The following is a 14566-nucleotide window of genomic DNA, read 5'->3' as shown; positions in this document are numbered from 1 at the left end:
TTTATTCTTGTTGCTGCTTGTTGCTGACTGGTCATTATCGCTAATTGCTAATAATTACCGCTGATTTCTACTAATCGTGTACGTATTCCATGACGGCAATCTCATTGTGACAATTTCATGGCAACAATTGCCAAAGAGGGGTTTGCAGACTGAGCTTGTAATAATCGCAACGCATCTGCAGCAGGCATAGCAAGAGTGGTAGTATTTTGCTGATTTTGTGAAACTTGGGTGCTTTGAGTTATTTGCATTACCGTAACATTATGAACTACGCTAACATAGCGTTCGTCAATTTCTGCAATATTGTTTTCTTCAATATCGTGGTTTTTGTTTTTATCGTTATTTTCTATAGTGCTGCTTTTAGATTTTTCGTTGTTGTGACTTTCTGCATTTTTAGAGTTAGAAATTTCTTCATCTTGTACCGGCTTGCTAAAAGCTAGATCAATTTTTTCGCCAGGAAGCAGTGTGTGATCTGCACTAGCTAAATGAATGGTAATAGAAGTGAATCCTTCTGGAATGCGCGGAATTTTACTCAATAGTGTTTGCAAAATTGGCATGCCTTTACGTATTTCGCATGTTGCAATAATAGAAGCATTCGCGCTTATATTATTAGATAGCGCTTGATTAAATACTTTATGTTTAGGCACTCGAACGTATGCAATATCGTTTACGCTAACGCGTGAACCTTGCTGAATATTGTGTTTAGCTACTGCTATAACTTGAGTTTCTTGTGAGTCAATAATAGTTGACACAACGAGTAAAGCCATCATTCCAGCACATAGCACAATAATGATTTTCCGCACGAAAGCGCGTTGCCTTCGCTGCAATAACGCACTATTTTTTGCGTTATTTTGAGATTTAAATAAAGAAAAATTTATGCTCATACCTGCATTTTGAAATATAAAAAATGCAAGAGCAAGAAAAATTGCGCGCTGTGGATAAAACCTATTAGCGCGCAATATTTAAACAATAATTAATATTTATAATTTTACAAAATCATTTATCGGTTCGATAAAAGCCTTTGCCTTTAAAGTTGATTGGAGGAGCAGAGTACACTTTGTGCACTGCATCTTTTCCGCACTGAGGGCAAATGGTAATAGGGTCATCTGAAAATGATTGATGTTCTGAAAAATCGTATCCGCATTGCTTGCAACGATAATGATAAGTAGGCAAAAGTCCCTCCGAAGTTACACGAGCACATAAGTAGCAGCTTACTGTTCCTTCACATATCCTAGTACATACTATGACAGTTATTATAGGTGTTAAATTTGCTTAGTGAATGATTGCGGCACAGCATATTGTGTGATGTCGCGCGCAATAATCCCACATTTTGGCGACACGCCGAAATGTTTATGTTGCTACACATCCTATGACTTCTTTATATTAATACTTATGGGTTATGAATCGGTGAGTGCGGTACTCGTATTAGTCATCCTCGTAGCCTTATGGTTCGGGTGGTTGCCTAAACGCACGGTTAACGGCATGAAGTCTATGCTTGAACATCGCGAGGATAGGTTTTCACCAACACTTCATCTTGTAGGTGAGTGGAGTACTGCGCGCATTTGCGACGGTACTAGTATGTTGGCAAAAGGGGCTTGTATGCAACCGACACAACAAAAACGAACATTAACTCCTGAATATATTGCGCGCATTCGCGCTGCTAGGCGTGCTGCAATACGCCGTCGTTGTGTGTTGGTAGTTGCGCTTGCTGCCTTGACTTTTGTCGTATTCTTAGCAGGATGCTCTGGTATATTTTCTCCAGTTTTTGCTCTTATTCCTGGAGCTATATTGGCAGTAGTGCTTTATTTTGGAGCTCGTGCTTCTAAGCATGCTCGTGCTTGGGAGGCGCGTATTGCAACAATGCGCGCTGCTTCGAAATGCAAAGCTGAGGATGAGCTGTGCGAACGCCACAATAGTGCTGTTATACGCCAGTTGAAAGATTATTCTTCTGCATCTGATTCTGATTTTAATGGAGAAATCAACAGTAGTGATGCGATTTCTCAAAACGACAGTGCTGAATATTCTGTATCTCAGACTGTAGTGCCTGTTCGAAATGATGCGTCTCGTGACAATACTGAAACTTCGGTTATGGAGCAGAGCGAAATTCGTGTTGCGTTACATCGTGCGGAGCAAGAGCGCAATGCAGCGTTGCGTGAGCGTTTGTATAAAGAAGAATCTGAATCTAAAGAGTCTAATATCGTTGAGACGGAAAAGAAAGACGCATACGATTCTTCTAACGCTTTTGTGGCTTCGGAGCAAAACTATCAGTCTAATCAAGATTTAATTTCGTTCTCGCTTGATTCACAAACTAAGTCTGATTCAGGTAATGCTAATTTAGCATCTCGTACTCCAGAAAGTTTGGAAATTAAGTCAACTAAGCAAGTAGTTAAAGCTGTACCAGTTGCTAATGTTGATAATGCCGATGACGCTGCTAATTTTGCTGCTACAAACTCTTCTCAGTTCCACGAAAAAGAAAAAGTAAGCGAAGTGGATGCTCCAGAGAGTTCTGAAGACTCACTCGGCGTGGCAAATTTGCATGATGTTCTTGCTCGTCGAAATGCATGATTTAAGAGTTTTATAAAAATTTTCTTAAAAGATTAGCACTCGAGTTGTTAGAGTGCTAAATTCGCGGTATTATGAGGCATAGAACGTAAGTGCGGTTGCGGACGTGATCGTCAGCCTCGTCGGATTGTTTCTTGCGTACGAAATAGTATCTCTTATGAAAGGGGTGGCAACAGTGTCGATTAAGCTCACACCGTTGGAGGATAAGATTATTGTTAAGCAAGCTCAAGCGGAAACTCAGACTGCTTCTGGCTTGTATATTCCAGATAATGCCAAGGAGAAGCCACAGCAGGGTGAAGTTCTTGCCGTAGGTCCTGGTCGTCGCGACGATAAGGGCGAGCGCATTCCTATGGATGTTAAGGTTGGAGACAAGGTTCTTTATTCCAAGTACGGCGGAACTGAAGTGCATTATGAAGGTGAGGACTACTTAATCGTGTCTTCTCGCGATGTGCTTGCAATTCTTGGCTAGTATTTAGCCGGTTGAAACAATAAAACTTACGCTGGAAATGACGGAAACGTTGTTCCCAGCGTTTTTTATTGCGGTACGTAAGAATGTCTGTGGAATATTTAGATAGGCGGCAGAAACTTTACGCGGTTGTAAGGTTTTGGTCGGATTTTTGCTATTGCACAGTTAAGGCATGTGTGGAGTATGATGGAGAAGTATGACATACAAACACCGCAATATTGTAGATACAATTCCTAGCTACAAGCAGGGTAAGCCAGCTCCTAAATTAGACGGCATTCGTGCGTATAAGATTTCTAGTAACGAAAATCCTTATGAGCCTTTGCAAAGCGTAAAAGAAGCGATCTCAAATCGCGCTCTTAATGTAATAAACCGTTATCCTAATATGCGTGGCACAGAAGTTGTTGAAGAACTTGCTAAGCGTTTTGGTGTGACTGCAGACGAAGTCGTGCTTGGTTGCGGCTCTACGGAAGTTATTACGCAGCTTGTTGACTTGGTTGCAGGTCCGGGAGATGAGGTCATATACCCTTGGAGAAGCTTTGAAGCTTATCCGATTATTGTGACTGGAGCTGGTGCTACAAGCGTTCAGATTCCTAACCGTGCTGATGGTTCCCATGATGTTGACGCTATGATTGCAGCTATTAGCGATCGCACGCGTTTGGTTATTTTGAATAATCCTAATAATCCAACTTCTGCTTCACTTAGCGAGGAGGAAGCTCGCAAGGTATTAGATGCTGTGCCAAGCGACGTTCTTGTACTTATTGACGAAGCTTATGTGCAGTTTAACACAGCAAAAGGCACTGCAAATGGTATAAAACTGTACCATGAGTATCCAAATGTAGTTGTTGCTCAAACGTTCTCCAAGGCTTATGGATTGGCAGGTTTGCGCATTGGTTATGGTATTGCTCCGGCTGAAGTCGTAGACGGTATGCGTAAAGTTGCTGTGCCATTTGGAGTGTCTCAAATAGCGCAGGTCGCAGCTTTGGCTTCTTTGGAAGATGACGCAAGCAAGGAGATGAGTACTCGTGTTGCATCTCTTGTTGCTGAGCGTGAGCGCATTCTTGAAGCTTTGCGCGAGCAAGGTTGGAATATTGAAGATGCGTATGCAAACTTCTTCTGGATGCCATTTGGGGCAGATACCGAGCGTGCAACAGAACATTTTATTGCTGCAGGATTGTCTGTTCGCGCTTTTGCTGGTGAAGGTATTCGCATTAGTATCGGCGAGCGCGAGGCTAATGACAGGGTTTTGACAGTTTGCGAAAATTTAAAAAAAGAAGGTTTTTCGCTAAATAACTAGCTTTTTGCATAAAAGTTTTGCTTTCGGCGTGTCTTAATCTTGCATTAGTCGCGATTTCGTGGCAAAATAACAAAGTTGCCGTTTGAAGTTCACTTCTTACGGAGACTGCTGGCGGGTTTCCCAAGTGGTCAAAGGGAGCTGACTGTAAATCAGCCGCTTCGTGCTTCAGTGGTTCGAATCCACTACCCGCCACGCCTCGATAGCTCAGTGGTAGAGCACTTCCTTGGTAAGGAAGAGGTCGTGAGTCCGATTCTCACTCGAGGCTCTCTGGCGGGGTAGCTCAGCTGGCTAGAGCGTACGACTCATAATCGTAAGGTCAAGAGTTCGAGTCTCTTCCTCGCTACAACGGCCAGTAGGAGACTGGCTGGCCAATAATGAATTGTAGAGGTGAACGAAATGGCAAGCAAGAGCGCCGACATCCGTCCGGGCATTACGATGGCATGCACGGAGTGCAAAGAGCGTAATTACATCACGACGAAGAATCGTCGCAATACGCCTGATCGTCTTGAGTTGAACAAGTTCTGCCCACGCTGCGGCAAGCATACGCTTCATCGCGAGACTCGCTGAATCTTCAGCTTACTGCGCTCACGATTTTGGCTTGTTTAAGCTTATTGCTAGTTGCGCAGATTTTATGCTTATTACCCCGCTTAATGCGGGGTTTTTGTTATTTATTGCTGTTAATATTTAAACCATGAGTATGCAAGCATCTTTAGTAAATAATCCATCCTTTGCAGATATAACAACTGTTGGCGTAGGTGGCAAAATTGCGCGTTTTATAGAGCCAAAAAGTCGCGTTGCTGTTATTGAAGCGGTAGAAGATGCTGATGAGCTTGGTCTGCCTTTATGCGTTATCGGTGGCGGCTCTAATATGCTTGTTAGCGATGAGAACTTCAATGGCGTTGTTGTGCGAGATGCTAGACGTGATATTCATGTGCTTGATGAAGCAGCACCTTCAGAAGATGGCATTGATTTGCAAAGTGGTGCTCATTTAGTGCATATCAATGCTGAAGCTGGTTGTAATTGGGATGATTTTGTTTCCCATACAATTTCTCTTGGCTTAGAGGGTGTAGAAGGTCTTTCTGGCATACCTGGCACTGTTGGGGCTTCTGTTGTGCAAAATATTGGCGCTTATGGTCAAGAAGTATCTCAAAGTGTTACTTCCGTAGAAGTCTGGGACCGCAAAACAAAATCAACTATGGAGTTGCAGAAGGATGCTTTAAATTTTGGGTATCGCACTTCATTGCTTAAAAAAAGCATGTACTCTTCAGTAGGAGTTCCTGCGGACTCGTATTTTCCTACTCCTCGTTACGTTGTGCTGTCTGTTACTTTTTGTTTGAAACATAATTCAACCGGCATTGTCTCTCATTCGCAATTAGCTAATGCTTTGCACGTAGAATTGGGTGAGCGCATGCAAACAGCAGCAATACGTCGTGAAGTTTTGCGCGTTCGTGCCTCTAAAGGCATGCTTGAGGATGCTTCTCGTTACGATAAGCTGTGGATGCGTGGTACAAAGTGTGCTGAAGGTGTTGAATTTGCTTTGCGATTGCAAAGTGAAGACTATGTTACTGGCGAATTTTTAGAGAGCGATAATATTTACAGTGATCGTCATAGTTGCGGTAGTTTCTTTATGAATCCAATACTTAGTACTAGTGAAGCCGATACTTTGCCAGAAGATGCTCCTAAATTTGATGCAATTATGCAAGATGGATCGCATGGTATAAAAACTTCTGCAGCTTGGCTTATTGACCATGCTGGATTCCATAAGGGTTTTAGGCTTATAGAAAATGGGAAACCTTCGCCTGCGGGGCTTTCTTCATTGCATACTTTGGCACTTACCAATCGTAATAATGCTTCTTGTGACGATATTGCAAATTTGGCAAAAACTATTATCCGTGGTGTGCAAAGTAAGTTTGGTGTAACGCTTATTCCTGAACCTGTTGTAATAAATATTTCTATAAACTGAAAATTTTACGAATATGATGCGTTTTATGCAGTAATATATAAGTTTATTATTTAAATTTTCACAAATAATAAAGGAACACACGGTAAAACTACCGTGTAAGCAATGTTTTGTGTAATATTTACCTACATTATCTATATAAATTTTTTATTTAATTACATTTACAGGAATAAATAAAGAAAATTAAGTAGAAATTTTATATAGGTGAAGTCGCAACTGTTTCGCAAATTTGTCGATGCGCTTCTGATTGCGGCATACCTTTATACCTATACCTCAACGAAAGTGCGTTTATTATGCAAATATGGAGAAAAAAGTCTGTTGAACAGACTATCGCTGAGACTATGGATGGTGAACGCCATCTTAAACGTACATTAAATGCTTGGGATTTGGCAGTTATGGGTGTTGCTGTCGCTGTTGGTGCCGGTATTTTCTCTGTTGGCGCTCAGGCTGCAGCATTTCATGCTGGTCCTGCTGTAATTATTAGCTTTATTATTGCAGGCATTGTATGCGGTTCTGCTGCAATGTGTTACGCAGAATTTGCTTCTATGATTCCAGTTGCTGGATCTGCTTATACGTTTACATATACTACAGTTGGTGAGCTTATTGCTTGGATTATTGGCTGGGATATGATCCTAGAAATGCTGATGGCTGGCTCAGTAATTTCAAAGTATTGGGGCGTTTATCTTAACGATTTAATGAAGCTTTTCGGTTTGAATATGACCACAAGTTTTAACTTAGGTGGTTTCACTATTGATGTTGCTCCGATTATAATCGTTGCATTCTTTACAACTATGCTTGTCCTTGGAACTAAGCTTTCTGCACGCTTCGACGGCGCTTTAACAATCTTGAAGATTGGTATCGTTCTATTCGTGGTTGTTGTGGGCTTCTTCTACATTAAAGCTTCCAACTTTACGCCATTTGTGCCACCTGCAACCGACGCTGCAAGTGTAAAGGGAATAGAAGTCTCTGGGGTTATGGCACAGCCTTTGTGGCAGTGGGTAACAGGCATGCAGCCAGCTGTTTATGGCGTTCCAGGTATTCTTTCCGGCGCGGCTCTCGTGTTCTTCGCATTCATCGGTTTTGATGTTGTTGCAACAACAGCAGAAGAAACTAAGGATCCGCACAAGAACATTCCACGAGGTATTGGTCTTGGATTGTTTATTGTTACTGTTCTTTACATCCTCGTCGCAGTTGTAACAACTGGTATGGTTTCCTACAAGGATTTGGCAAAGCAAGCCGCTCCTTCGCTTTCTACAAGTTTCGAACTTGTGGGTGCTACTTGGGCTGCAAAGATTATTTCCCTCGGTATTGTTATTGGTTTAACAACCGTTGTGATGGTGCTTTTGCTCGGTCTTACGCGCATTATCTTCGCTGTGAGCCGCGATGGCTTGCTTCCACGTAGCTTCTCTAAGGTAAGCAAGCGTGGTATTCCTGCAAGACTTCAGATTGTTGCTGGTATTGTCGTGGCAGTCGTTGCTTCCACTCTCGATATTGGCATTCTTTCCGACATGGTGAACATTGGTACGCTTTCTGCATTCCTGCTTGTTTCTGCTGGTGTGCCGATTATGCGTATGCGCAGACCAGATTTGCACCGTTCATTTAGCGTTCCTGGCAATCCATGGCTTCCGCTGTTTGCAGCACTTTCTACATTCTGGCTCATGCTTAACTTGTCTGTATTGACTTGGATTCGTTTTGCAGTGTGGCTGGCAATAGGCTTTGCGGTATACTTCGGCTACTCTTACCGCAATTCTTTGCTTGGCAGGCAGTTACGTAAAGCTAAGCAGCTCGGTGTTCCGGTTGAAACTTTGTTTGCTCAAGATGCTGCTGCTGCAGAGAAGGTAGCTGAAGGAGAAACAGAGGAGCAGGCTCGTGCAGAAGCTCAAGCTGAGGCGACTGCTGCAGCCTCGCAAGATAGTCAAAATTAATAAATTATTTATTTAGCAAGAAGTCGGCATACGGTTATATCGCATGCCGACTTTTTGTGTCATAGACTTTTCAAAAATGTTCTATAATAGAAAAGTTGCATAAAAGCAGAAAGGAGGGCGTTATGCCATATGTAATCGCAGAGCCTTGTGTTGATGTAAAAGACAAAGCGTGTGTAGATGAATGCCCTGTAGACTGCATTTATGAAGGCGATCGAACGCTTTATATTAACCCAAACGAGTGTGTGGATTGTGGAGCTTGTGAACCGGCTTGCCCAGTAGAAGCTATTTTTTATGAAGATGATTTGCCAGATGGCTGGGAGTGGTATCGCGATGCTGCGGTTGATTATTTCGACAAGCTCGGGGATTTGGGAGGAGCTACAGATGCTGGAGCTTCCGGATGGGATGAAGCTCGCGTTGCGGCATTGCCTCCGCGTTCAGATAAAGCAAGTAATTAATTATTTGCAAAGTATTGTTTAATGTGGCGCGAGTTTACAATCCAATGTGGGCAGCGTTGTTGCCGTATTTTTTGCGAACGGCATCTAAAGCGTGTTCTGCGTGACGCAATCTAGTATTTTTATTCATTGTGGACATGATGTTTTGTGTAGGATTTTTAGATTCGCGAGTATTTTCCTCCAGAATATCGTTTAGAGAAGGCTGAAGTGAAACTTTGTTTGCTGGCACAAGATTATTCGCTGTAACACCAGCTAAACGAACTGGGCTTAAAAGCTTTGTATTATTGCCTCCAAGAATGTAATTATGCACAGTTGGATTAGCTTTAGAAAGCAAAACAACGGCATGCTTGTAAAACTCATGTGTTGAATCAGTTGCATTTTGCAAAGTAGAAGATCTAGTAACATAGTGCAAGTCGCCAAAGCGTAGTTTTAACGTTATAGTGCGTGCCATAAGTTTTCTGTTTCGCAACTGTTGAGTTACTTCGCTGCAGCATTGCTGTAGTAATTGTTTAACAGCATTCTCGTCCGTGGTATCTGTATCAAGAGTTCGCTCAGTTCCAATGGATTTTTCAGGGGCATGTGCAGTCACAGTGCGCTCGTCTATGCCCCTAACTGATTGATATATCATTCTTGCTAAGATTTGCGAACCCGTTATGCGAGTAAGTGTTGCTTCGTCAACATTTTTAAGCGACGCAACAGTAGATAAGCCCCAATCCTCAAGCTTATGTATTAAAGATGAGCCAATTCCTGGTATTGCGCGCAAGGGCATTATTGACACAAAATCTTCATTACATTTTTGCGGAATAAGAAGCATTCCATTAGGTTTTGCATTAGTTGAAGCCATCTTTGCAATAAGTTTATTGCTGGCAATGCCAACCGAGCATGTAATATGATACTTTTCAAATACTTCTTTTCGTACCCAAGTTCCAATATTTACAGGCGATTTCCACTGTAATAAAGCCGATTTAACATTCATATAGCATTCGTCAACAGAAACTTTTTCAACTTGATTAGTAATATGCAAAAAAATATTTTCAAAAATACTTTTGGAAACGCTTGAATAGTAAGGAATGTCAACTGGCAAGAAAATTCCTTGTGGACAAAGATTTCTAGCTTTAACAACGGGCATAGCGGAATTAACGCCGTAAGCGCGCGCTTCGTAGCTTGCTGCAGAAACAACAGCGCGATTGCCTGTGCCGATAATAAGCGGCTTTCCTTTAAGCTCCGGGTGTCTTGCAACTTCTAAAGAAGCATAAAATGCATCCATGTCGACGTGAAGTATGTTACAACCTGAGGTGTCGTGTCCCCAATCACGTTTCGCTGCTTGTACTCTCGGTGCTGTACTCATAAGTTTATAATAGAACAAACGTTCGATTTTATGGAAAAAATTTGTGGATTAAACTAATGTTTTTGTAAAAAAGCGTATGTCGGATCAATATTCATGTAGGGTTGTTGCTATGAAGCAATTTGTCGTCAATCTTTTACATCGCATGCCTGTGCTGCTTATTATCGTCATTGAGGCTTCAATGGTGTATACAGCAACTTCTGTTGCAAAAGTAGCTTTTAGCCAATTGGATCCTCTGTATGCAGTGTGGTATCGCGTAGGATTTATGACATTGTTGCTTTTGGCTTGGAGAAGACCATTTTCTCGCAGCAAACGTAGTCTTTTGCCAAAAACGCTACGAGAATGGGGGATTGTTGCAGCTGTTGGCGTGTCGTTAGTTGCTATGAACACTATGTTCTATGTTGCTATTAGTTGCATGGCTGTTGGTGTTGCGGTAACTATAGAATTCATAGGTCCCTTGCTTGTAGCTGTTATTACAGGTCATGAATGGCGAGAGCGTGTGGGAATTGTGATTGCTGTTTGTGGCATTATGCTGTTAGCTAGCGCTTCTATACATAGTTCAGTAAGCCCGCATTTTCTAATTGGGTTATTCGCCATTCTTGTTGGCGGTTCAATGTGGGGCCTATATATTGTTTCAGGTCGCATGTTGGCAAAAAGTTCGCACGCTATTGATCGTGTAAGTGTTGCAGCTCTTATTGGTTGGCTGTTGCAATCTGTTGTTCTTGCTGTTCCTGCAGTGCAGCATGTTATTTCGCCTAAACCAGAAGCTACTTGGGCTGCTCGCCCTGGTGGTTCTTTTGCTTTACTTGCGTTAATGTTGGTTATTGCAATATGTGCTTCTTTCTTCCCAACTTTGCTTGATCAGGTTTTATTGAAACGTGTTACTTCTGCAAAATACTCTGTTATGCAAGCGTTGTATCCTGCAATCGCGGTTATTATTGGAATGGGATTTGGTGAAATTCCAACATTGACTGATATTGCAGGAATAATTCTTGTTATGTTTGCTGTAGTTGTAACGTTTTCTGGAGATCACAATCCTGTGTAGCACTGGATATTGTTATATTAAATGTTATCTTAAAGTGTGTCGCCAAGCTTGTTTACAGTCCTTAAGAGGTGCTATAGTGTCAATCTGTTGCTGTTATGTACAGTAAACAAGTGGAGTCATGCCTGAGTGGCCGATAGGGGCACCCTGCTAAGGTGTTAGTCGTGTAAGCGGCTCGAGAGTTCGAATCTCTCTGACTCCGCGGATTACTCCGGATTGCTTTTTGCAGTCCGGAGTTTTTGTTTTTTTTAAAAATCTCCACATGAAAAAATTGGGTAAGCGGCGGGTAAACGGCAAAAATTTAGGCAAGAGATTTAAGCAAAATTGTGGATTTGTGCATAACTTTTATCCAAATACTACCTTTTAACCACAATACTAAAAAAATATTTACGCAAATCTTTTCTAAAGTCATAGTTGATGTCATGAGCGCTTACTCTAGTGTTCAATGCAAATAGAAAATTATTCTCATAATTCGCTATTGCATTAAGGGTTGGGTTAAAGGAGATTTTTATGGAAACATATTTGGGGAAGCATACTAATTTTAGTTGTGCGAATAAATTGCGAAACCTCATGAAACAAAAAAATATTCGCAAAATGTTGGCATTGTTTACTTCCGCAGTACTAGTTCCTTCGGTGCTTTGTTCGCAAATTGCTATGGGATCTGTCGATAAATTAACGGGTTATTATTACAAAAAGTCGAATACTGTTGAATGGCTAAGCGAAAAGATTGCAAGGCTAAGGCTCGGTCCTGTTACGGATAAGTGGGAGGGTAGAAAGAATTCTATTTTTTGCATGGAATCTTCCGTGTTTATAGATTACAAAGGCAATATTAAGCAGATGAATGGTGAAGATTATCGTATTGCTGCAAATATTATTAAAACGCACAACAACAATGACGATGATTTAACTCAGGCTGCTTTGGCGTTTATGATTCATAATCATTTTGATATTAATCAAGATAGATGGAAGGAGGCTGTTGAAAACGGATTTGTAGACGTTGAAACAGAAACTTTAAGGAATAAGGCAGATAAGTTGTGGCAGCAGGGTGTTAAAGAAACTCCGGTTAAGGCTGTGCTAAAAAATGATTACACTAAGGGCAAGCGCATTGGCGTAATGCATATTAGTCTGCAAAATTCTAATGGAGATTCTTTAGGAGGAGTACCTATTAAAGTAAAATCCTCAAATAATCTTATTAAATTTGCTAACGGATCTGAGTCTTTTGAAGGAAAATCTAAAAAAGAAGGTTTAGATATTACTTGGAACGCACTTGATGCTGGAAACGCTCGAATTGAAGTTTCTTTTAACGCTCCAAAAGCTGAACGTTTATTCTCTCCAGATGGTCAAGATGTGATTAGATCTTTTGAAAATACATGGTATCCGCAAGATTTTTCTTTTGGTGTAGAAAAAACTTTCCAGCCGTTACTTAAGTCGAAAATATCAAAGCATGAGCTGCGTGCAGGAGAGCAGGTAGATAGTACTGTAACTAGCAGTGTTGCAGGAAATGATTCTTGGCCAGAAAATGTTCGTCTTCGCGCGCAAGGCTACTATTTTGTAGGTTCAGCTGAAGATATTTTGCATATTCAACAGCGAAATAGTGGTGAATCTGCTAAAGAGTACTTGAATCGCATGCGTTCTATGCCTAATTTGCGCCAAGTTGCTGCGGCTAAAGCTAATTTCTCTAATTCTGGCGAAACTATAACTGCAGTAGCAAAACGCGCTAATGGCGATATTACAGCATCTGATCTTGATAAAGCAGAAGCTTATAAAGTAAATGATTTAGAAGCAGGTTTGTTTGGCACATGGGTTTGGATTATTTCTCGCGATTCTCAGAATAAATCTGACCGAGAGTTTCTGAAAGATGATGTTGTGCAGCTATTTGGTTCTACAGACACTACGGCTGTTCATCAAGCAACCGTGAGCTCAGATATTGTTGCTAAGCAGCAAACTGTTGGGCTTAATACGGAAATTGTTAATGAGATTACTGTAAGAGGTCTTCCTGAAACTTACGGATCTTTTAAGGGAAATAACAGTTACGGCTTTAATGAAGATAAAAAAGCGCATATTCGCGTTTGGTGGGCTGGTGCAGGTAGCGAAAATCCTACTAAAAAAGACAACGAAAATTATATGCCGGGATCTAAAGGCGAGCCGTCTTATCAAGAGCCAAAAGAAGATAGTCATCATCGTTTGATTGCAAAGTGGGATGTTCCTGCAGTTAATGGCGTGTACAAGATTGGCAACGGAAATATTACGCTTAGACCTATTGCTGGAACTGATAGGTCTACTACTGAGCCGAAAGTTTTGGAAAATAACGTGCATATTCGCGCTAATAAAAATAGTGAGTCAGGATGGTATGTGTTTGTTTATGATTTTCCTGGTTCTTCACGCGCTTTAGCTCATAAATCCGCGTATGACGGATTGTGGAGTCGTGCCTTAGTTGAACCGGATGTTTTAACTACCCCTGTATCTGTTACAACTAGAGTAAGCGATGAAAAAGTTAAGGCTGGTGAAAAGTTCCACGATAATGCTCGTATTACTGGCACGTTGCCAAAAGGAAGTTACGTAGTGTTTAGTGCATACGAGTATGAAGATGGTAAGGGGAATAAGAGTGATTCTAATGGAGCTAAATGTAGCGATGCTAAGAATGGTGACGCTAAGAATGGCGATGCTAAGAATGGCAGTGATTCTGAAACTAAGGAGATTAAGAAAGCTAAGAAAGCTAAGGAAGCTAAGGAAACTAAAGAGACTAAGGAAACTGTAATATCTGCTGAAATTGAGAAAAAAATGCCTCAATCTCGCGTAAATATTACAAATAAACAAGCTGAAGAAAGTAAAAAGTCTTCTATTTCTGTAAGTTCTGCAGATATTACATTAGATCATGAAGGAACTGTTTATTGGAAAGCTGAAGTTTACGATGCTCAGGGTAATCCTTTAGCAACTCACGCATTGGGTGTAGAAGGAGAGACTGTGCAAGTTTCCGGCGGCGAGGATCGTTCTAAGAATGATGAAAATGAGGAGAATAATAAAGAAAACAAAGAAAATGTAGAAGAAAATCATAGTAAAACTGGCAGTGATGATTCAACTGATTCGAAAAATGATGTGAATGATAATGCTTCCAATCAACACGACAGCACAAATAGCAACGAAAATGCTAATAAGAATTATGTTAATCGAAGTAATACAATTCCAACATCGCTTGCTGTTACTGGTGCTTCTTCAATAACTGTGATACTTCTGGCTGTTATTACGTTAACCTTTGCTTCAGGTTTATCGTTAGGTCGTTTTTCATCTATAGTTCCTAAGCATGGGAGAATGTCTGGTGGAGCGCGACATGGCGGGATTCCTCCAATGAGGCGTCGGTTAGTGAAATAGTGCATTTTTAATGTAGAATATTTGGCGCGTTAGTCTATTGAGATTTTTTTGAAGTAGATTAACGCGTCATTTTGCAATAAATAATACGATGATGCATAATATAGATACAACGATTTATTGTATTAATTTATATATGATGTTATAACCTTTATGT

Annotated in this window: 12 protein-coding genes and 4 tRNA genes; 13 read left to right on the top strand and 3 right to left on the bottom strand. The window is 41.1% G+C overall.

The annotated features are described in order from the left end of the window. Positions 1 to 101: 101 nt before the first annotated feature. Together HXT32_RS05785 and HXT32_RS05780 are read right to left on the bottom strand one after the other, a co-directional pair. Complete coding sequence (locus HXT32_RS05785; RefSeq protein ID WP_102703339.1) at positions 102 to 881, bottom strand: hypothetical protein; 780 nt, start codon at positions 879 to 881, stop codon at positions 102 to 104. Positions 882 to 993: 112 nt separating this feature from the next. Further along, positions 994 to 1170 (bottom strand): FmdB family zinc ribbon protein, encoded by a 177-nt coding sequence (locus HXT32_RS05780; RefSeq protein ID WP_004574103.1) that lies wholly within the window; start codon positions 1168 to 1170, stop codon positions 994 to 996. A gap of 309 nt (positions 1171 to 1479) precedes the next feature. On the opposite strand from HXT32_RS05780, the gene HXT32_RS05775 reads away from it, so the two are divergent. The 10 genes from HXT32_RS05775 (at position 1480) to fdxA (ending at position 8659) form a co-directional block, all read left to right on the top strand. Then, complete coding sequence (locus tag HXT32_RS05775; RefSeq protein ID WP_102703340.1) at positions 1480 to 2562, top strand: hypothetical protein; 1083 nt, start codon at positions 1480 to 1482, stop codon at positions 2560 to 2562. Between the two features lie 172 nt (positions 2563 to 2734). After that, positions 2735 to 3028 (top strand): co-chaperone GroES, encoded by a 294-nt coding sequence (groES, locus tag HXT32_RS05770; RefSeq protein WP_004114319.1) that lies wholly within the window; start codon positions 2735 to 2737, stop codon positions 3026 to 3028. A gap of 193 nt (positions 3029 to 3221) precedes the next feature. Further along, positions 3222 to 4319, top strand: a complete 1098-nt coding sequence (hisC, locus tag HXT32_RS05765; protein WP_076002616.1) for a histidinol-phosphate transaminase — start codon at positions 3222 to 3224, stop codon at positions 4317 to 4319. A 110-nt stretch (positions 4320 to 4429) separates the two neighbouring features. Then, positions 4430 to 4511, top strand: a tRNA-Tyr gene (locus HXT32_RS05760). A gap of 1 nt (position 4512) precedes the next feature. After that, a tRNA-Thr gene (locus tag HXT32_RS05755) sits at positions 4513 to 4584 on the top strand. Positions 4585 to 4588: 4 nt separating this feature from the next. Further along, positions 4589 to 4662 (top strand) — tRNA-Met (locus tag HXT32_RS05750). A gap of 53 nt (positions 4663 to 4715) precedes the next feature. Further along, complete coding sequence (gene rpmG / locus HXT32_RS05745) at positions 4716 to 4886, top strand: 50S ribosomal protein L33 (protein ID WP_004105548.1); 171 nt, start codon at positions 4716 to 4718, stop codon at positions 4884 to 4886. A 124-nt stretch (positions 4887 to 5010) separates the two neighbouring features. Beyond that, a complete protein-coding gene (locus HXT32_RS05740) occupies positions 5011 to 6282 on the top strand; it encodes an FAD-binding protein (RefSeq protein WP_004109738.1) in 1272 nt (423 codons plus the stop codon). A 290-nt stretch (positions 6283 to 6572) separates the two neighbouring features. After that, positions 6573 to 8204: an APC family permease gene (locus HXT32_RS05735; protein WP_064621619.1), complete on the top strand. Its 1632-nt coding sequence runs from the start codon at positions 6573 to 6575 to the stop codon at positions 8202 to 8204. Between the two features lie 122 nt (positions 8205 to 8326). Continuing rightward, a complete protein-coding gene (gene fdxA, locus HXT32_RS05730; RefSeq protein WP_012913817.1) occupies positions 8327 to 8659 on the top strand; it encodes a ferredoxin in 333 nt (110 codons plus the stop codon). 34 nt (positions 8660 to 8693) lie between these two features. Here the strand turns inward: fdxA and dinB are convergent, their stop codons facing one another. Beyond that, the gene (dinB, locus tag HXT32_RS05725; protein ID WP_415693586.1) at positions 8694 to 10004 is read right to left on the bottom strand and encodes a DNA polymerase IV; all 1311 of its coding nucleotides are present in this window, start codon (positions 10002 to 10004) and stop codon (positions 8694 to 8696) included. 109 nt (positions 10005 to 10113) lie between these two features. Between dinB and HXT32_RS05720 the strand changes: the two genes are divergently transcribed. The 3 genes from HXT32_RS05720 to HXT32_RS05710 all read left to right on the top strand — a co-directional run bounded on the left by HXT32_RS05720 (position 10114) and on the right by HXT32_RS05710 (position 14412). Then, the gene (locus HXT32_RS05720; protein WP_004105538.1) at positions 10114 to 11046 is read left to right on the top strand and encodes an EamA family transporter; all 933 of its coding nucleotides are present in this window, start codon (positions 10114 to 10116) and stop codon (positions 11044 to 11046) included. A gap of 112 nt (positions 11047 to 11158) precedes the next feature. Continuing rightward, positions 11159 to 11245, top strand: a tRNA-Ser gene (locus HXT32_RS05715). A 308-nt stretch (positions 11246 to 11553) separates the two neighbouring features. Next, positions 11554 to 14412, top strand: a complete 2859-nt coding sequence (locus tag HXT32_RS05710) for a peptidase (protein WP_415691676.1) — start codon at positions 11554 to 11556, stop codon at positions 14410 to 14412. Positions 14413 to 14566 lie beyond the last annotated feature (154 nt).

The sequence above is a fragment of the Gardnerella sp. DNF00747 genome, from assembly GCF_049262675.1.
Classification (GTDB): domain Bacteria; phylum Actinomycetota; class Actinomycetes; order Actinomycetales; family Bifidobacteriaceae; genus Bifidobacterium; species Bifidobacterium swidsinskii.
Note: the sequence above shows the minus strand (reverse complement) of the source record. Positions and strands in the feature narration are given on the sequence as shown.